Annotated in this window: 12 protein-coding genes; 10 read left to right on the top strand and 2 right to left on the bottom strand. The window is 72.3% G+C overall.

The genetic code is table 11. From position 1 onward, the window contains the following. Window position 1: 1 nt before the first annotated feature. Window positions 2–1819 carry a gamma-glutamyltransferase gene (gene ggt / locus ACQP2P_RS44650; protein WP_433611566.1) on the top strand — a complete coding sequence of 606 codons (1818 nt, stop codon included), beginning with the start codon at window positions 2–4 and terminating at the stop codon, window positions 1817–1819. 53 nt (window positions 1820–1872) lie between these two features. Here the strand turns inward: ggt and ACQP2P_RS44645 are convergent, their stop codons facing one another. Next, window positions 1873–2247: an HAAS signaling domain-containing protein gene (locus ACQP2P_RS44645; protein WP_433611564.1), complete on the bottom strand. Its 375-nt coding sequence runs from the start codon at window positions 2245–2247 to the stop codon at window positions 1873–1875. Window positions 2248–2351: 104 nt separating this feature from the next. Between ACQP2P_RS44645 and ACQP2P_RS44640 the strand changes: the two genes are divergently transcribed. The 7 genes from ACQP2P_RS44640 (at window position 2352) to ACQP2P_RS44610 (ending at window position 14679) form a co-directional block, all read left to right on the top strand. Beyond that, window positions 2352–2801, top strand: a complete 450-nt coding sequence (locus ACQP2P_RS44640) for a MarR family winged helix-turn-helix transcriptional regulator (protein ID WP_433611562.1) — start codon at window positions 2352–2354, stop codon at window positions 2799–2801. 68 nt (window positions 2802–2869) lie between these two features. Next, window positions 2870–8608, top strand: a complete 5739-nt coding sequence (pulA, locus tag ACQP2P_RS44635; protein WP_433611560.1) for a pullulanase-type alpha-1,6-glucosidase — start codon at window positions 2870–2872, stop codon at window positions 8606–8608. Between the two features lie 29 nt (window positions 8609–8637). Further along, window positions 8638–8865: a hypothetical protein gene (locus ACQP2P_RS44630; protein WP_433081403.1), complete on the top strand. Its 228-nt coding sequence runs from the start codon at window positions 8638–8640 to the stop codon at window positions 8863–8865. Window positions 8866–9478: 613 nt separating this feature from the next. Beyond that, window positions 9479–12244, top strand: a complete 2766-nt coding sequence (locus ACQP2P_RS44625; protein WP_433611558.1) for a nitrate- and nitrite sensing domain-containing protein — start codon at window positions 9479–9481, stop codon at window positions 12242–12244. Next, entirely contained in the window at window positions 12241–12654 is a 414-nt protein-coding gene (locus ACQP2P_RS44620; protein WP_350620541.1) for a roadblock/LC7 domain-containing protein, read from the top strand. Before ACQP2P_RS44625 ends, ACQP2P_RS44620 begins: the two co-directional genes overlap by 4 nt. An 18-nt stretch (window positions 12655–12672) precedes the next feature. Next, window positions 12673–13644 carry a TAXI family TRAP transporter solute-binding subunit gene (locus tag ACQP2P_RS44615; protein WP_433611555.1) on the top strand — a complete coding sequence of 324 codons (972 nt, stop codon included), beginning with the start codon at window positions 12673–12675 and terminating at the stop codon, window positions 13642–13644. Between the two features lie 78 nt (window positions 13645–13722). Further along, window positions 13723–14679, top strand: coding sequence for a threonine ammonia-lyase (locus ACQP2P_RS44610; RefSeq protein ID WP_433611553.1), 957 nt, complete (start codon window positions 13723–13725; stop codon window positions 14677–14679). A gap of 146 nt (window positions 14680–14825) precedes the next feature. Here the strand turns inward: ACQP2P_RS44610 and ACQP2P_RS44605 are convergent, their stop codons facing one another. Beyond that, a complete protein-coding gene (locus ACQP2P_RS44605) occupies window positions 14826–16901 on the bottom strand; it encodes a S9 family peptidase (protein ID WP_433611551.1) in 2076 nt (691 codons plus the stop codon). A 334-nt stretch (window positions 16902–17235) separates the two neighbouring features. On the opposite strand from ACQP2P_RS44605, the gene ACQP2P_RS44600 reads away from it, so the two are divergent. Both ACQP2P_RS44600 and ACQP2P_RS44595 read left to right on the top strand, forming a co-directional pair. Beyond that, window positions 17236–18042 carry a hypothetical protein gene (locus ACQP2P_RS44600; protein WP_433611549.1) on the top strand — a complete coding sequence of 269 codons (807 nt, stop codon included), beginning with the start codon at window positions 17236–17238 and terminating at the stop codon, window positions 18040–18042. Window positions 18043–18233: 191 nt separating this feature from the next. Next, a complete protein-coding gene (locus ACQP2P_RS44595) occupies window positions 18234–19460 on the top strand; it encodes an FAD-binding oxidoreductase (RefSeq protein WP_433611547.1) in 1227 nt (408 codons plus the stop codon). Window positions 19461–19463: the final 3 nt, after the last annotated feature.

Genomic DNA, 19463 nt, shown 5'->3' with positions numbered 1-19463 from the left:
TATGAGCGATCGCCGTCGATCTCTATGGGAGGCAACCGTGCGAAGGCTCATCCCCCTGCTGTTCGTCCCGATCCTGCTCGCTCCGGCCGCGCCCGCGTCCGCGTCCGTGGAGAGAACGAACGGCCCCACGGCGACCGGGTACGGCGGCGCGGTCGCGTCCGTCGACCCCACCGCCACCGCGGCCGGCCTCCGGGTCCTGCGCGACGGCGGCAACGCGGTCGACGCGGCGCTCGCGGTCGCGGCCACGCTGGGCGTGACCGAGCCGTTCTCGTCGGGCATCGGTGGCGGCGGATTCTTCGTCTACCACGACGCCCGCACCGGCCGCGTCTCGACCCTCGACGGCCGCGAGACCGCGCCGCGCTCGATGGGCGAGAACGCCTTCGTCGACCCGGCCACCGGCCAGCCGATGGCGTTCCAGGAGGCGCGCGTGAGCGGGCTCTCCGCGGGTGTGCCGGGATCCCTGGCGACCTGGCAGGAGGCGGCCCGGCGCTGGGGCACCCGCCCGCTGTCGTCCGCGCTGCGCCCCGCGGCCCAGGTCGCCCGCGACGGCTTCCTCGTCGACGCGACCTTCAACCAGCAGGTCAAGGACAACGCCGCCGCGTTCGCGCAGTTCGAGCCGACGGCGAAGCTGTTCCTGCCCGGTGGCGCGCCGCCGGCCGTCGGCACCACGCTGCGCAACCCGGACCTGGCCGCGACCTACGACCTCGTCGCGCGGCGCGGCACCGGCGTCTTCTACTCCGGCGAGGTGGGCCGGGACATCGTCTCCACCGTGCAGCACCCGCCGCTGGCCGCGAACCCGGGCCAGCCGTGGCAGTATCCGATCCGCCCCGGCGGCATGACGCTGAACGACCTGCGGGCCTACGACGTGCGCGACCCGGCGCCGACGAAGATCTCCTACCGCGGCTACGACGTCTACGGCATGGCCACCCCGTCGTCCGGCGGCTCCACCGTCGGCGAGGCGCTGAACATCCTCGAGCGCTCCGACCTGTCGAAACTCGACAAGACCCAGGCGCTGCACCGGTACCTCGAGGCAAGCGCCCTGGCCTTCGCCGACCGCAACCGCTACGTCGGCGACTACACGCCCCGGCCGCTGCTCGACGCGCTGCTGACCGACGGCTTCGCGGGCGAGCGCGCGTGCCGGATCGATCCGGCGAAGGCGCTCGCGAAGCCGGTCCCGCCGGGCGACCCCGACGGGCGCTACGACCGGCGCTGCGCCACGAGCACCGGCGGGGCGAGCCCGGACAAGGGCCAGTCCACGACCAACCTCACCGTCGCCGACAGGTGGGGCAACGTCGTGGAGTACACGCTGACCATCGAGCAGATCGGCGGCAACGCGATCGTCGTGCCGGGCCGCGGCTTCCTGCTCAACAACGAGCTGACCGACTTCAACTTCACCAACACGCAGGCCCCGGCGAAGGACCCGAACCTGCCCGGCCCCGGCAAGCGGCCGCGCAGCTCCATGGCCCCGACGATCGTCCTGCAGCACGGCAAGCCGTTGCTCGCGCTCGGCTCGCCGGGCGGCTCGACGATCATCACGACCGTCCTGCAGATCCTGGTCAACCGCCTCGACCTCGGCATGACGCTGCCGGAGGCGGTCGCGGCCCCGCGCGCGTCGCAGCGCAACACCGCGGCCGTCACCGCGGAGCCGGCGTTCATCGGCTCGGCCCAGGGCACGGCGCTGGGCGCGCTCGGCCACACGTACACGCCGACGGCCGAGATCGGCGCGGCCACGGCCATCGAGTTCCTGCCCCACGGCAAGCTCCTGGCCTGCGCCGAACCGGTACGGCGCGGGTCCGGATCCGCCGGCACCGTGCGGTAGGCGCAGTGCTCCCCGGCCGCCCCTCGCTGGAGGCGGCCGGGGAGCATCACCGCTCAGCGGTGGCCGACGACCAGCGCCAGGAAGCCGATGGCGATGCCGCCGAGGACGCACAGCGTGGCCACCGCGGCGATGGTGATCAGCACCCAGATGAGCGCGGCCGACTTCTTCTTCGGCTCGATCAGGATCGGTTCGTCGACCAGATCGTCGAGCCGGGCCTGCTCGGCCACCTCTTCGGGGTCGCCCAGCAGGTCGAGGATCGAGCGCACCTCGACCTCGGTCTCCTGGCCCGGGCGGATCTCGGCGCGCCTGGCCGAGATGTGCTGCGAAAGGCCGGCGAGCAGCTCGGCGCGCCGGTTCGCGGGAACGCCGTCCAAGGCCTGCTCGACGGCGCGGAGATAGTCGTTGACCAGGTCATCGTAGGTGTTCATGCGGCCCTCGTTCGCAGAATCCGGTCAACTGGTGAGCATCGGGGTCCAGCCTCCCCCGCCCGCGGTGAGCCGCAAAGCGTTTTCTGCCCGTGCAAAAATGAAGCATGACCCGCTGGCTCGACGAGGATGAGCAGGCCGCCTGGCGCGCCTTTTACAGCGCGACCACGCTGCTGATCGACCGGCTCGATCGCGAGCTGCAGCACGACGCCGGCATGCCGCACGCCTACTACGAGATCCTCGTCGTGCTCTCCGAGTCCCCGGACCGTTCGCTGCGGATGAGCGAGCTGGCGGTCCAGACGCGCTCGTCGCGCAGCCGCCTCTCGCACGCCGTCACCAAGCTCGAGTCCCGCGGCTGGGTCAAGCGCCGCGACTGCGACGACGACAGGCGCGGCCAGTTCGCCGACCTCACCGACGAGGGCTTCGCCGCGCTGGTGAGCGCCGCGCCCGGGCATGTCGAGACGGTCCGGACCCACCTCTTCGACCCGCTCACCTCGCAGCAGATCGAGCAGCTGAAGCAGATCAGCGAGGCGATCAACGGGACGCTCAAAGCCTGATTGTCAAGGCTTGTAAGGATCTCCACTGATCGATACGGTGCCCACCTCGCCAGAGAGGTAGGCCCGCCATGCCGTCCGCCAAGCAACTCTCCTTAGGGATCCTGACGACCCTCGCCGTGCTGGCCGCGCTGCCCGGCGACAACCCGCGCACCCCGGACGTCGCGCAGCACCCGACGAGCTACAGCGCCGAGGGCGTGCCGGAGTGGTCGAGCGAGCCGTCGATCGCGAGCCTGCTCGACAACACCAGGAAGGCCCCGGCGAAGCGCGCCGAGCAGTTCTACTTCGTGCTCGCCGACCGCTTCGCCGACGGCGACCCACGCAACAACACCGGCGGGCTCACGGGCGACCGGCTCAGCACCGGCTACGACCCCACCGACAAGGGCTTCTACCACGGCGGCGACCTCAGGGGCGTCATCGACAAGCTCGACTACATCCAGGGCCTCGGCACCACCGCGATCTGGCTCGCGCCAGTGTTCAAGAACCGCCCGGTGCAGGGCAGCGGGGCCGACGTCTCGGCCGGGTACCACGGCTACTGGATCACCGACTTCACCGCGATCGACCCGCATTTCGGCACCAAGGACGACCTGAAGGTCCTGACGAAGAAGGCGCACGACCGCGGGATCAAGATCTACCTCGACGTCATCACCAACCACACGGCCGACGTCATCCGCTACGCGCAGAACCAGACCACGTACCGCGACAAGACCGCCTACCCGTACCGCGACGCCGCCGGCAACAAGTTCGACGATCGCAACTACGCCGACGGCACGCACGGGTTCCCGCCGGTCAACGCGCAGTCGTTCCCGTACACGCCGGTGTTGCCGAGCGCGGCCGACCAGAACGCGAAGAAGCCGGCGTGGCTCAACGACCCGACGATGTACCACAACCGCGGCGACTCGACGTTCAGCGGGGAGAACGCGGAGTACGGCGACTTCTTCGGCCTCGACGACCTGTGGACCGAGCGGCCCGAGGTCGTCCAGGGGATGACGAAGATCTACTCGGACTGGGTCAGGGACAGCGGCATCGACGGCTACCGCATCGACACCGCCAAGCACGTCGACATGCCGTTCTGGCCGCAGTTCGTCCGGGGCGTCGACGCCGCGGCCGACAGGGCCGGGAAGCCGGACTTCTTCATGTTCGGCGAGGTGTACGACGCGAATCCGGCGTTCGACTCGCAGTACGTGCGCAAGGGCCGGCTGCCGGCGACGCTGGACTTCCCGTTCCAGCAGGCCGCATCCGACTTCGTGGCCAAGGGCGGCTCGGGCCAGGAGCTCGCCGACATGTACGCCCAGGACGACATGTACACGTCGGCCGGCACGAGCGCGCAGTACCTGCCGACCTTCCTCGGCAACCACGACATGGGCCGCATCGGGTACTTCGTCGCGACCGGCGGCACGGACCCGGCCACGCACCTGCGCCGCGACGAGCTCGGGCACGAGCTGATGTTCCTCACGCGCGGCCAGCCGGTCGTCTACTCCGGCGACGAGCAGGGCTTCACCGGCGCCGGCGGGGACAAGGACGCGCGGCAGGACATGTTCGCCACGAAGACCGCGGACTACCTCGACGACGACCTGCTCGGCACCGACACCACCCACGCCGTGTCGCACTACGACACCGGGCACCCGATCTACCGGACCATCGCGAGCCTCGCCGACCTGCGGGAGCACAACCCGGGGCTGCGCCAGGGCGCGCAGGTGACCCGGTACGCCGACCAGAACGTCTTCGCCTTCTCCCGCATCGACCCGGATCAGCGGGTCGAGTACGTGGTGGCGAGCAACAACGGGGCGGGCACGAAGACGGTCACGATCCCGACGTACATGGCGAGCACCACGTTCGACCAGATCTACCCGAGCACCGGCCCGATCGCCGCGACCGCGGGCAACGGCGCCCTGCAGGTGAGCATTCCGCCGCTGACCACGCTCGTGTTCAAGGCCCGCGGCCGGCTCGCGAAGCCGGCCGCCAGGCCGCAGGTCACGCTCGCCGTGGACCCTGCCCCGGCCGGCGTCGCGCAGGTCAGGGCGAGCGTCACCGGCGACCCGCTGTCGAGCGTCACGTTCGCGGCCCGGGTCGGCGACGGCGCCTGGCAGCTGCTCGGCACCGACCAGGCCGGCCCGTACTCGGCCTACCACGACCTTGACGGGCTCGCGGCGGGCACGAAGCTCGAGTACAAGGCGGTGGTTCGCGACGGCTCGGGCCGTACGGCCGAATCGAAGATCACCACCAAGGTCGGCACGCCGCCGAGCGCCGCCGCGCCCGACTACGCCGTCGTGCACTACCAGCGGCCGACCGGTGGCTACGACAACTGGGGCCTGTATGCCTGGGGTGACGTCCAGGACCCGATGACCTGGCCGGCCGGTGCCCCATTTGCGGGGGAGGACTCGTACGGACGCTTCGCATGGGTCAAGCTGAAGCCGGGGGCATCCACCATGGGCTTCCTGGTCGTCGACCACAACGGCGTGAAGGACGTCGAGACCGATCGATCGCTCGATCTCACGAAACATCCGGAGATCTGGCTCAAGCAGGGAGATGCGACCATTTACACCTCCGAGGCGGCGGCCACCGGCAGCGTTTCGATCCACTACGAGCGCGCGGACGGCGACTACACCGGCTGGGGTCTGCACCTGTGGGGCGACGGCCTTACCGCCGGCACCGCGACCGACTGGGCGAGCCCGCGCACCCCCGACGGCGTGGACGCGTTCGGCGCCTACTGGCACGTGCCGGTCGCCGACGCGAGCAAGCCCGTGAACTTCATCGTGCACAAGGGCGACACCAAGGACCCGGGCCCCGACCAGTCCGTGCTGCCCAGCGTCCAGGGCGAGGCCTGGGTGCGCTCCGGGGAGGCGACCGTGCATCCGACCCGCGCCGCGGCCGAGCACACGGCGGTGCTGCACTACCGCCGCCCGGCCGGCGACTACGACGGCTGGGGGCTGCACGTGTGGACGGGCGCGGCGACCGGCACCGACTGGGGCAGCCCGCTGCCGCCGTCCGGCACCGACGCCTTCGGCGTGACGTTCACCGTGCCGCTGGCGGACAACGCGCCGCTGCTCAACTACATCGTGCACAAGGGCGACACCAAGGACCTGCCCACCGACCAGGCGCTGGACCTCGTCACCGTCGGGCACGAGGTGTGGATCCTCTCGGGGCAGGAGCGGTACCTGCTGCCGATCCCGGCCCAGGGCACGCCCGACACCGACGTGACCAAGGCCAAGGCCGTCTGGATCGACCGGAGCACGGTCGCGTGGCGGGCCGGGCCGACCGACGGGCACAGCTACGAGCTGTGGTCCGCGCCGGCCGGCGGGCTCAAGGTCGTCGACGGGCAGGTCGTCGGCAACGGCACCAGGCTGGCGATGAGCGCCGTGCCGGGCAACCTCACCGAGAGCCAGCGGGCGAAGTTCCCGCACCTGTGGGCGTATCAGACCTTCCACCTCGACGGCGACCGCAACGCGTTCGCGACCGCCCTGCGCGGGCAGGTCGTGGCCGTCGAGCGCGACGCGTCCGGGCAGGTCACCGAGGCGACCGGGGTGCAGCTGGCCGGGGCGCTGGACGACCTCTACGGCGCCGCGCTCAGCGCCAGGCTCGGCCCGACGTTCGACGGCGGGCGGCCGGGCGTGAGCGTCTGGGCGCCGACCGCGCAGGCCGTGTCGCTGGAGCTGTACGGCGACCTCACCAAGGCGCCGCAGGTCGTGGCCATGCGCCGCGACGAGCGCACCGGCGTGTGGTCGGCGAGCGGCGACAAGAGCTGGAAGAACGTCTACTACAAGTTCCGGGTCACGGCCTACCAGCCGGCGATCCACGCGGTCACGACGGCGAGCGTCACCGACCCGTACTCGGTGTCGCTGTCCGCCAACGGCACCCACAGCCAGCTCACCGACCTGACGGACGCGGCCCTGCGCCCGTCCGGCTGGAACGACCTGCGCAAGCCGCCGGCCCCGGCGCGCCCGCAGATCACCGAGCTGTCGGTGCGCGACTTCTCCATCGCCGACACCACGGTGCCGGCCGCGCAGCGCGGGACCTATCTCGCCTTCGCCCAGCCGCAGTCGGCCGGCATGCGGCACCTGCGGGAGCTGGCCCAGGCCGGCACCTCGTACGTGCACCTGCTGCCGGTCTTCGACATCTCCACGATCCCCGAGGTGCGCGCCGAGCAGGCCCAGCCGCCCTGCGACCTCGCCGCGCTGCCGCCGGACTCCGCGCAGCAGCAGGCGTGCGTCGCGCAGGTGGCCGACCGGGACGGCTACAACTGGGGCTACGACCCGTTCCACTACAACGCGCCCGAGGGCTCCTACGCGACCGACCCGCAGGGCACCCCGCGGATCACGCAGTTCCGCCAGATGGTCGCCGGGCTGAACAACGCGGGCCTGCGCGTGGTCATGGACGTCGTCTACAACCACACGACCGCGGCCGGCACCGACCAGTACTCGGTGCTCGACCAGATCGTGCCGGGGTACTACCAGCGGCTGCTCGACGACGGCACCGTCGCCGACTCCACCTGCTGCGCCAACACCGCGCCCGAGAACGCGATGATGGGCAAGCTCGTGGTCGACTCGATCGTGCAGTGGGCCAAGCAGTACAAGGTCGACGGCTTCCGCTTCGACCTGATGGGGCACCACCCGAAGGCGAACATCCTCGCCGTCCGCGCCGCGCTCGACCAGCTGACGGTGGCCAGGGATGGGGTCGACGGCAAGAAGATCCTGCTGTACGGCGAGGGCTGGAACTTCGGCGAGGTCGCCGGCGACGCGAGGTTCGTGCAGGCCACCCAGGCCAACATGGCGGGCACGGGCGTGGGGACCTTCAACGACCGGCTCCGCGACGCGGTGCGCGGCGGCGGCCCGTTCGACGGCAACCCGCGGGTGCAGGGCTTCGCCACCGGCCTCTACACGGACCCCAACGGCGACCCGGTCAACGGCACCGCCGAGGAGCAGAAGGCGCGGCTGCTGCACTACCAGGACCTGATCCAGGTGGGCCTGACCGGGAACCTGGCGGCCTACGAGTTCACCGACTCGACCGGGCACCGGGTCACCGGCGCGCAGGTCGACTACAACGGCTCGCCCGCCGGGTACACGCGCTCGCCGAGCGAGGCGGTGACGTACGTCGACGCGCACGACAACGAGATCCTCTACGACGCGATGGCCTTCAAGCTGCCCACCGCCACGACCGCCGAGCAGCGCGCCCGGCTGCAGGTGCTCGCGCTGGCCACGACGATCCTCGGGCAGGGCACCGGCTTCGTCGCGACCGGCTCGGACCGGCTGCGCTCCAAGTCCCTGGACCGCAACTCGTTCAACTCCGGCGACTGGTTCAACCAGATCCGCTGGGACTGCGCCGACGGCAACGGCTTCGGGGCCGGGCTCCCGCCGGCCGCGGACAACCAGGACAAGTGGCCGTACGCGCAGCCGCTGCTGGCGAACCCGGCGCTGGTGCCGGACTGCGCCGCGGTCGGCCTCGCCTCCGCGCGCTTCCAGGAGCTGCAGCGCATCCGGGCCGGCTCGCCGGTGTTCTCCCTCGGCACCGCGGCGCAGGTCCAGCAGCGGCTGAGCTTCCCGCTCTCGGGCGCCCAGGCCACCCCGGGCGTGATCACCATGGTGCTCGACGCCCGGGGGCTGGACGGGCACTGGAAGTCCATCGTGGTCGTCTTCAACGCCGGCGCCGCGGCCACGACCCAGACCGTGCCGAGCTACCGCGACGCGCACGTCTCGCTGCACCCGGTCCAGGCCGCCTCGGCCGATCCGGTGGCCCGGCAGTCCACATTCGACGGTGTGCACGGATCGTTCACCGTCCCGGCACGCACGGTGGCGGTGTTCGTGGAGGAATGAGATCCGTGCGGGAGGGTATCCATCTGCGCATGAGTCGATACCGCAACCGCGTCCTGAAGGCGACGGCCGCAATGTGGCTGCTCGTCCTGCTCGCCGACGCCGGCTGGGTGGCGACCTCGCGCGCCGCCCTGACCGCGGCGACGGTCCTGGCCGTCTGCGTGGTCCTGTCCGCCGCGCTGTTCTACAAGTTCGTGCAGAACCTGCGGGACGACGAACCGGTCCCGGTGCGCGTCCCCGGTAACGACCGGCGCGGCTGATCTCGTAAAGCTTCCCTTAATCCTCGCAAAAGGCTCAACCCCGTCCCGCCGATGCCGTTGGGACGGTCGTGAAGTCGCTCGTGGCCGCGGTGCTGATCGGCGGCGCGGCCCTCGGGCCGACCCCGCTGCCCGGTCCGCCGCCGATCCTGGAGCCCCTCGGCCCCTCGGCGACCCTGCCGGGCCTCACCGCGCTGCCCACCGAGCCGGGGACGCTCCCGCCGGTAGCGACCCCTCAGGCGCCCTCCGGCCGACCGCCCGCGTCCCCGGCGGCGGCCTCCGCCGGTGCCCCCGGCGCGACCGTCGCGCCGAGCGCCGGCGCGGTCTCGCCGAGTCCCGCGTCCGTGGAAGCGCCATCGACCGGATCCGGCCGGTGGATCGTCGTCGGGATCGTCCTGGCGCTCGCCGCGACCGCTGCATGGTTCGTTGTGCGACGTCGTCGTCACGCACAGTCATAACTACTCGGCCGTTCGGCTAAGGACTCTTTAGGGATCCGACCTCTTCCAGTAGCGTGCCTGATCGTGTTCCGTAGTGGATCCCGCTTTGACGCCGTGGCGTTGGAGCGCTCTCCCCGGCACGCTCCGTCAAGGAGTCGCTACTTTTAGGAGGCCAGGCGGTGGCAGGCAGCGGCTCCTCGCGCGCCCCGGTGCCGCGTCACGGCGTCACCTCCGGCGGACCGACCCGCCGCGCGGCGGGCACGGACACCTCGGTGGCCGGGCACCGGCGGGGCGGCGGTCCCCGCGCGGGCCTGCTGCAGTCCGTCCGCGCCCAGCTCCTCGCGCCGATCGTGGTCGCGATGGTCGGCCTCGTCGCCCTGGGCGGCATCCAGGTCACCAACGCGGTGAACTCGGCCCGCGACGCCGGCAACGCCCGGACGCTGAGCATCACGGCCACCAGCGCCGTGCTCTTCGTCCACGAGATCGAGCGTGAGCTCGCCGAGACCGGCGCGCTGCGCCAGCGCGGCGGGCAGGCCGGCGCCGCCCTGGTCACCGCCCAGCGGGCGCGCACCGACCAGGCCGCCTCGCGCTTCTTCGCCGACGCCGCCAAGGCCGTCGACGCCGTGCCCGCCCTGTTCGACCGGGTGCGGGTGGCCGGCGAGAACTACGGCCAGCTGGGCTTCACCCGCGCCGCGATCGACAACGGCACCGCCACGATGGTGCTGGTCACCGACGTCGTCTACGGCGGTCTGGCCGACGCGCTGCTGGCCGTCGCCGACGCCGTCCCCGGCCAGATCGAGGACATCGAGCTCTCCAACGCCGCCCGCGCCCTGGCCGCCAGCGCCTTCGTCGAGCACTACGCCGCCGTCAAGCGCGACCTCCTGCGCACCATCTTCAGCCGCGGCAACCTCCAGCCCGGCGACCTGGGCAACCTGGCGCTGGTCGAGGGTGCGCGCGGGCAGCGCGAGGCCGAGTTCCGCCGGGTCGCCACCGGCGACCAGCTGGCCCTCTACACCAGCGAGGTCCGCGGCACCGACGTGGACAACGCCGACAGCATGAGCGCCAAGGTGCGCGACGCCGAGCGGGACCCGGCCGGGCTCAAGGTCGACGCCGACGCCTGGTTCGTCGCGCAGAGCGGCGTGATCCGGCGCGTCAGCATCGTCTCCGTCGAGATCGCCGACCGGCTCGACGCGCGCGCCGAGCAGATCGCGCTCAGCGCCTCCCGCCGGGCCTGGGCGACCGGTCTGCTGACCGTCCTGCTGGCCCTCGGCGCCCTGGCCATCGCCATCGTGCTGGCCATCCGCACCGCCCGCCGGCTCAACCAGCTGCGCGGCGCGGCCCTGCAGGTGGCCCGCCGCGACCTGCCCGACGCGATCAACTCGGTCTCCGCCGGCACCGCGGCCCCGGCCCCGTCGCTCATGGAGAACGGGCAGACCGCGGCCGAGGTCACGCGCGGCATCGCCGCCCTCAACGACGAGGTCGGCCAGGTGGCCGAGGCGTTCGGCACCGTGCACCGCACCGCCCTGCGCCTCGCCGGTGAGCAGGCCGAGCTGCGGGTCGACGTCGCCCGCATGGCCGAGGTGCTGGCCCGGCGCATCCGGACCCTCATCACCCGCCAGCTGCGGCTGCTCGACGAGTTCGAGCGCGACGAGACCGACCCGGACATGCTGGCCCGGCTCTTCGCCCTCGACCACCTCGCCGCCCGCCTGCGCCGCAACGGGGAGAACCTGCTGGTCCTCTCCGGCGGCGAGCCCGGCCGCCCGCAGACCGCCGCCGTCGGGCTCGGCGCGGTCATCACCGCCGCGGCGTCCGAGATCGAAGACTTCGCCCGGGTCGAGTTCCAGCCGGCCGACCTGGCCATCGCCGGCCCGGTCGTCGGTGACCTCGTGCACCTGCTGGCCGAGCTGCTCGAGAACGCGACCGCCTTCTCGCCGCCGACCGAGCCGGTCACCGTCGACGCCCGGTCCACCAGCAACGGCGCCATGCTCCGCGTGCACGACCAGGGCATCGGCATCCTCCCGGCCCGCCTCGCCGAGATCAACTCCCGGCTGGCCGTGCCGAGCGTCCTGAGCAGTGCCGCCGCCGGCACCATGGGCCTGCACGTGGTCTCCCACCTCGCGGCCCGCCACGGCATCCGCGTCCAGCTCTACGCCACCGGCAACGGCTCCGGCACGGTCGCCTACGTCGAGCTGCCGCACCGGCTGCTCGAGCAGGTCGCGGCCCTGCCGGTCGGCCGGGGCGCGCCGACCGAGACGATCCCGGCGGTCCAGCCGCCCGTGGCCCGGCCGGTGCAGGTGCCCTCCACCGTCGGCGCCCCGCTCGGCCGCCCCGAGCCGCCGGTCGCCGCCGAGGCGCCGCACGTCACGTCGGCGCACCGGCCCGAGCCGTCCGTCGCCCGGGCCGCGGCCTCGCACATCCCGCAGCAGCGCCGGCCCGAGCAGTCCGCCCCGCCGGCCCCCGCCGGCGCGGGTGCGGGTGGACCGGCGCCATGGTTCCGCCCCTATCTGAGCAGTGGCAACTCCGGCGCCGGCGGGTCCGTGACCCCGCCGCCGGCGCCGCCGCGGGTCCAGCCGGGCGGATACACCCCGCCGCGCGGCGTGGCCCAGGTGGCCGTCAACCCGTCCCCGGCCACCCCGCCGGTCCGGCCGCCGCAGTACACCGCACAAACCACCTGGGGTTCCCCCGGCACTTGGCCGCCACGTCCGGGGAGCCCGTCCAGTGCCGGAGGTGGCTCGATGCCGGAGCAGGATCAGGACAATCTTCCCCGTCGCCGTCCCGGCGCCCAGCTGGTGCCGGGATCCGTCGAACCACCTGCCGAGAGCCGCAGCGCCGCGGCGGTCGACCCGGAGCAGATCCGCTCCCGGTTGTCCGCGTTCGCCGAGGGCGTCTCGGCGGCCGCACGACGCACCAACAGCACAACCCCAGGAACAAAGGACTCGTCATGATGCCTCAGCAAACCCACGGCGCCGGACAGCTCGACTGGCTGATGGTGAGCTTCGCGCGCCAGGTCCCGGACGTGGCTCACGCCATCACCGTGTCCGGCGACGGGCTGCGCCTGGCCGCCTCGGCCGACCTCCCGATCGATCAGGCCGATCACCTCGCGGCCGTGATCAGCGGGCTGGCCAGCCTGGTGTTCGGGGCGGCCCGGGTCATGCAGGCCGGCAACGTGCGCCAGACCATCGTCGACATGGACGGCGGCGTCATGATCGTGATGGCCGTCGGCGACCGGGCGCTGCTCGGCGTCCTCGCGGCGCCGGGCTGCGATCTCGGCCAGGTCGGCTACGAGACCGCGATGCTGGTCCACCGCGTCGCCGACGCGCTCGACCCCCTGCCCCGTGACGCCCTGTCCCGCTGAGCCGGTGAGAAGGTCCGCTTGAAGAGACGGCATCTGGCGTTAGCGCTGGTGGCGGCGATCCTCGCCGTCGCCGGCTGCTCGAGCACGTCCGACCGCCCCGGCGCCGGGCTGTGGCACGGCGGGCGCCTGTTCATCGCCACCGGCAACACGACCGGTGTGTTCTACTCGCTCGGCGGCGGCTACGCCGACCTGATCACCAAGCACGTGAAGGGCTACGAGGCCCGTGCGGAGGCGACCGGCGCGTCCGGCGAGAACATCCAGCGGGTCGCGAGCGGCGACATGGACATCGCGCTGACGCTGGCCGACACCGCCGCCGACGCCTACGCGGGCAAGGGCGCCTTCGAGGGCAAGCCGCAGAAGGTCGTGGCCCTGGCCCGGGTCTACAAGAGCTACGAGCACCTGGTGGTGCGCCGGGCCGCGGGCATCACGAGGTTCTCGGACCTGCGCGGCAAGCGGGTCTCCACCGGCTCGCAGGGCTCGGGCGCGGACGTGCTGGCCGGGCGCATCCTCGCCGCCGGCGGGCTCAACCCCGACGCCGACGTGGTGCGCCAGCGCCTGTCGCTGCCGGAGACCACGAAGGGCATGCTGGCGGGCACCACCGACGCGCTGTTCTTCACCGGCGGCCTGCCCACGCCCGGCATCGCCGACCTGCTCAACACCCAGCCGAACGCGTTCGCGATCATCCCGCTCGGCGAGCTGCTGCAGCCGCTCACGCAGAAGTACGGGGCGGTCTACGGCGGCGCGAAGATCCCCAAGGCGGCGTACAACACCGTCGCCGACATCGACACGATCGCCGTGGGCAACTTCATCGTCGTCTCGCCCGACATGCCCGAGCAGCTCGCGCACGACCTGGCCAAGGTGCTGTTCGAGTATCAGCAGGAGCTGAGCCGGGTGCATCCGGAGGGCGGCAACTTCGACAAGGGCGCCGCCCCGCAGACCGAGCCCATCCCCCTGCATCCCGGGGCCGCGCGCTACTACAGCTCCGGCTAGCTGGCACGACGTTATGGATCTCTCATTCGGCACAAGGGACGAGGGCGATCCGGGCCGGGTGATGTCAGGATTGGCGCCGTGACCGCCCTCCAGCAAAACCTCGTTCACCTGGACGACATCCGCGACGCGGCCGCGCGGGTGTCCGGGCTCGTGGTGCGCACCCCGCTCCTGCCCAGCCCCTGGGCCGAGGAGCTGTGGCTCAAACCCGAGAGCCTGCAGCCCATCGGCGCGTTCAAACTCCGCGGCGCCACCAACGCGCTGCACCGTCTGGACCTCGAGCGCCGGCGCGCCGGCGTGGTCACGCACTCCTCCGGCAACCACGGGCAGGCCCTCGCCTACGCGGGCCGCGCGCTGGGGGTGCCGGTCACGGTCGTCATGCCCGACGTCTCGACCCCGCTGAAGATCGAGGCGACCCGCGGCTACGGCGCCGAGGTCATCCTGGTCTCGCAGGCGCAGCGCGAGATCGAGGCCAAGCGGCTGGTCGAGGAGCGGGGGCTGACGCTGATCCCGCCGTACGACCACCCCGACATCATCGCCGGCCAGGGCACCATCGGGCTGGAGATCTTCGAGGACCTCTCCAACGTCGACGTGGTCGTCGTGCCGGTCGGCGGCGGGGGACTCTCCTCCGGGGTCGCGACCGCGATCAAGTCGCTCGCCCCGCACGTGGCGGTCATCGGCGTGGAGCCCGCCGTCGCGGCCGACGCCGCTGAGAGCCTCGCCGCGGGCATGGTCCGGGTCTGGCCGGTCGAGCGGATGCTCGCCACCGTCGCCGACGGGCTGCGCACGCCGCTGTCCGAGCTGACGCTGGCCCACCTGTCGACCTACCTCGACGCGATCGTGACCGTCAGCGAGGAGGAGATCCTCGACACCGTCCGCACGCTCGCGCGCAAGGCCCGGCTCATCGTCGAGCCCAGCGGCGCGGTGGCCACGGCCGCGGTGCTGCACCGGCGCGACGAGCTGCCGGCCGGCCGGACGGTCGCGGTGATCAGCGGCGGCAACATCGCGCCCGAGCTCGCCGCGAAGCTGTTCGCTTGAGGTTGTCCACAGGCTGTGGGTAATGCCTGTGGGGATCCGCACAGTCACGCCGCGCTCGGGCGCTCGTTCCGACGGAGTTTTCCACAGGCTGGCGGCGGGTTGTCCACAGGTTGTTGTCCACAGCCTGTGGACAACCCGCCCGAGCGTCAGGCCAGGCCGACCCGATCGAGGAGCCAGGCCACGACGAAGGCCTCCTCGCGCCACGCGTCATAGCGCCCGCTCGGCCCGCCGTGCCCCGCGCCCATCTCGGTCTTGAGCAGCACGTGGGTCGACGGGGACGTCACCCGCAGCCGGGCCACCCACTTGGCCGGCTCGTGGAAGAGCACCCGGGTGTCGTTGAGGCTGGTGACCGCCAGGATCGCCGGGTACGGCACCGCCGCGAGATTCTCGTAGGGGGTGTACGACTTCATGTACGCGTACACCTCCGGATCCTGCAGCGGATTGCCCCACTCCTCCCACTCCGTGACGGTGAGCGGCAGCGACGGGTCCAGGATCGTGTTGAGCGCGTCGACGAACGGCACCTGCGCCACGATCCCGCCGAAGGCCCCGGGCGCCAGGTTGGCCACCGCGCCCATGAGCAGGCCGCCCGCCGAGCCGCCGCGGGCGATGAGCCGGTCCGGCGCCGTCCAGCCGGCCTTGACCAGGTGCTCGGCGCAGGCGATGAAGTCCGTGAACGTGTTCCTCTTGGCCAGCATCTTGCCTTCGTCGTACCAGCGCCGGCCCATCTCCCCGCCGCCGCGGATGTGCGCGATGGCGAAGACGACCCCGCGGTCGAGCAGCGACAGGCGGGGGATCGAGAACCACGGGTCCATGGAGGACTCGTAGGAGCCGTAGCCGTACAGCACCGCCGGCGTGGAGCCGTCCCGCGGCGTGCCCTTGCGCGCCACGATGGAGATCGGCACCCGCGTGCCGTCGCCGGAGATCGCCCACTCGCGGTGCTGCTCGTAGCGGGACGCGTCGAAGTCGCCGAGCACCGGCTTCTGCTTGCGCAGGGTCAGCTCGCCGCTGTCCAGGTTGCAGTCGTACACCGAGTCCGGGGTCACCATCGACACGTAGTGCAGGCGGAACGAGGTGGTGTCGTACTCCAGGTTCGCCTCCGGGCCGACCGAGTACAGCGGCTCGGGGAAGGCGATGTCGTAGTGCGCGGCCCCCTGCAGCGGCACCACCCGGAGGCCGGTCAGCCCGTCGCGGCGCAGCGAGACCACCAGGTGCCCGGAGAACGCGTCGACCTGCAGCAGCCGGGTGCCGGGCTCGTGCTCGATGAGCGTGGTCCAGTCGCCCGGGTTGTCCACCGAGGTGTAGGCGAGCGCGAAGTCCTCGGCGCCGTCGTTGTGCAGGATCAGGAAGCGGTGGCCGTGGTGCTCGACCGAGTACTCCACGCCCTGCCGCCGGGGCGCGATCGAGCGCGGCGGAGTCAGCGGCGCGTCGGCCGGGATCACCAGCACCTCGCTGGTGACCTTGCTGTTGACGTCGATGAGCAGGAACCGCTCCGAGCGCGTGAGCTCGATGCCGACCCAGAAGCGCTCGTCGGGCTCCTCGAAGACGATCGCGTCCTCGCCGGTCGTCCCCATCGTGTGACGCCACACGCGGTTGGGCCGCCAGGCCTCGTCGACCGTCACGTAGAACAGCGTCGAGCCGTCGGCGGACCACGCCGAGCCGTAGAACGCGTTCTCGATGACGTCGGGCCGGTCCTCGCCCGTGCGCAGGTCCTTGACCCGCAGCGTGAAGCGCTCGTCGCCGGAGAAGTCGGTGCTGTACGCCAGCAGCTGCCCGTCCACGCTCAGGTCGAACGTGCCGAGGGCGAAGTACTCGGAGTCGCCCGCGAGCGCGTTGCCGTCGAGGAGCACCTCCTCGCCGGGCAGCGGGGTGCCGTCGCCGATCTCGGGCGGCGCGTCGCGACCCTCCGCCGCGGGCACCCGGCAGTGGATGCCGTACTGCTTGCCCTCCTCGGTGCGGGTGTAGTACCAGTACCCGCCCTTGCGGGTCGGCACCGAGAGGTCGGTCTCCTTGGTGCGCGACTTGATCTCATTGAACAGCGTCTCGCGCAGCGGCTCGAGATGGGCCGTCGCCGCGTTGGTGAACGCGTTCTCGGCCTCCAGGTAGGCGATCGTGTCGGGGTCGTCGCGGTTCTGGAGCCAGAAATACTCGTCGACCACGGTGTCGCCGTGGTGGACCCGCTCGTGCGGGATCCGCTTCGCGGTGGGCGGCTGCTCGGTCGTCACACGGCCAAACGTTACCCCCGGCCCCGGCAAAACCCGCGCGCGGATATGCAACCGAGCGCGTCGTTGGGCGGTCTGTCCATCAGGAGAGAGCGACGCCGGTACCGTCAAGGTCTCGTAGTTCGGGCGAGACCACGGAGGGATGACGGTGCGGCGTCGCGGGGTGTTGCACATCGGGGTGACCGGACTGGCAGCAATGCTGGTCCAAGCGTGCTCCGAGGGTTCGTCGTCGACACCGGGCACGGGGAGCGGGTCCCCGGCGGGCGGTTCCGCCTCGCCGAGCTCCGCGTCCCAGGCGGCGTCGACGTTCGATCCCTCGGGGTACGTCCCACCCGCGGTGGCGATCGCGGAGCTCAAGAAGCTCTACAACTACGACAAGGGCTCCACGCTCAACGCGCAGCTCACCGACCGGCGCACCGGCGACGGGGTCATTCTCGAGGACATCACGTATTCCGACACGCGCGGCAACGACGAGATCCCCGCGTACGTCGTGAGCGCCGACATCCCCGGCGACACCCTGCGGATGCCCGCCATCGTCTTCGGCACCGGCCCCGACGGCGACCGGGACAAGCTTCTCGCCGAGGCCACCGCCATCGCCAAGATGAAGGCGCTGGTCATGATCACCAGCCTGCCGATGAAGCCGACCGGCGACCCGGCCGCCGACGCGAAGATGGTCGCCGCCGCCGTGGTCGCCCAGCGCCGCGCCTTCGACCTGCTCATCCGGCGCAGCGACTGTGACGGCTCGCGGGTCGGCTACGCCGGGCACCACTCCGGCGCCGCCCTCGGCGCGGTGCTGCTCGGCCTCGAGTCCCGCATCAACGGCGCCGTGCTCGCCGGCGGGACCAGCCGCTTCTCCCGCTGGATGGTGAAGCAGAAGGTGCCGGCCGACTGGCACGGCTACCTCGACTCCCTGGCGCGCTTCGACGCCGGCCCCTACGTCGCCGTCGGGGGCAAGCGCTCCGTCCTGCTGCAGTTCGGCACCCAGGACACCGTCGTGCCCGAGGCCGAGCGGGCCGAGCTCGCCGCCGCGGTCGCCGGCGCCAAGCAGCGCAAGGACTACGACACTGGTCATGACCTGGCCGGGTTCGCCGCGGCCGCCACCGACCGGGCGGCCTTCCTCAAGCAGGTCTTGCGGCTGTCCTAGCGACCCAATACGCTTTCGAACGTATGTTCGGTGTCGGTTGATGCACCATGTGCATTCGATCGAGGTCCGGATGTAGTCGAGCGTGTCATTGGGAATGTCTGGATCATGTCGTCATCCGGGCAGCCGCGAATCCCAGCGACCGATCTTCCCCACGTCCACGGCGGGTGACACCAGGGAAGCGGGAGTGTGCGGTGACGGTGATCGAGGCGTTGGCCGAGGCCTGTGGGGCGGACCACGCGTGGGAGGCGGGGCCGGGCGACACCGTCGACGGTGTGCCGGTCGGCTGGGTGGCCGAGCCCGGGGACGCCGCGGCGGTGGCGGCGGTGCTGCGGTTCACGGCGACCGAGGGCCTCTCCGTCGTCGCGTCCGGCGCGGGGACGAAGCTCGACTGGGGCAGCCCGCCGAGCCACGCCGACGTGCTGCTCGACGTCGGGCGCCTGACCGGCGTGCTGGACCTCGCGCCCGACCGGAGCGCCGCGACCGTCGCGGCCGGGACGCCGCTGCGGGCGCTGCGCGCGATGCTGCTCAAGCAGGGGCGCCGCCTGCCGCTCGACGTCGGCTCCCCGGGCGCGACCCTCGGCGGGGTGCTGGCCACCAACGAGGCCGGCCCGCTGCGGCACCGCTTCGGCGCCCCGCGCGACCTCGTGTCCGGCGTGCGGGTCGCGCTCGACGAGGGCAGCCTCGAGCGCTCGGTCGAGGGGCGGGATCTGACGCCGTACGTCTGCGGCTCCTACGGCACCCTCGGCGTGATCACGGAGGCGACCGTGCGGCTGGAGCCGATCCCGGCCGCGCGCGCCTGGGTCGTGCGCCCGGTGTCGACCCCGCGGGAGGTCCAGCAGCTCACCGAGGCCCTGGTCGCCTCGCCGCTGGAGCCGGCCGCGATCGAGGCCGACCTGCCCGGCGGCGCCGGGGTCCGCCCGGCCGAGCTCGCCGCGCTCTTCGAGGGCGACGAGGCGTTCGTCGCGCACCGGGCCGAGTCGGCCGCGAAGCTGCTCGGCGGCGGGGCGAGCGTCGAGCCGCTCCCGCCCGCCTGGTGGGGCCGCTACCCGTTCGCGGCCGAGGACGTCGGCCTCAAGATCTGGGGACGCTCCAGCGAGCTCTTCGCCGTCGTGTACGCGCTGCGGGACGCGGCCGGCGTCCCGGTGCCGGTGCGCGGGTCGGTGGGCCTGGGCGTCGCGCACGTCGCGCTGCCCGACACCGTCACCCCGGAGCGGCTGGACGGCATGCTGACCGCCGCCCGCACCGTGCTGCTGGCCCGCGGGGGCGGCGGCTGCACCCTGCTGCGGGCCCCGCTCGACCTGCGCGAGCTGGTGGAGAGCTACGGCCCCGAGCCGCTGCCGGGCGCGGCGGCCTGGCTCAAGCTGGCCCTCGACCCCGAGGACCGGCTCGCGCCGGGCCGCATGCCCGATCTCTCCTAGCGG

The sequence above is a fragment of the Dactylosporangium sp. CA-139114 genome, from assembly GCF_050955725.1.
Taxonomy (GTDB): domain Bacteria; phylum Actinomycetota; class Actinomycetes; order Mycobacteriales; family Micromonosporaceae; genus Dactylosporangium.
Note: the sequence above shows the minus strand (reverse complement) of the source record. Positions and strands in the feature narration are given on the sequence as shown.

Coding starts and splice junctions, on each gene's coding strand:
- ggt (WP_433611566.1), top strand. CDS start 2: ATGAGCGATCGCCGTCGATCTCTATGGGAGGCAACCGTGCGAAGGCTC.
- ACQP2P_RS44645 (WP_433611564.1), bottom strand. CDS start 2,247: ATGAACACCTACGATGACCTGGTCAACGACTATCTCCGCGCCGTCGAG.
- ACQP2P_RS44640 (WP_433611562.1), top strand. CDS start 2,352: ATGACCCGCTGGCTCGACGAGGATGAGCAGGCCGCCTGGCGCGCCTTT.
- pulA (WP_433611560.1), top strand. CDS start 2,870: ATGCCGTCCGCCAAGCAACTCTCCTTAGGGATCCTGACGACCCTCGCC.
- ACQP2P_RS44630 (WP_433081403.1), top strand. CDS start 8,638: ATGAGTCGATACCGCAACCGCGTCCTGAAGGCGACGGCCGCAATGTGG.
- ACQP2P_RS44620 (WP_350620541.1), top strand. CDS start 12,241: ATGATGCCTCAGCAAACCCACGGCGCCGGACAGCTCGACTGGCTGATG.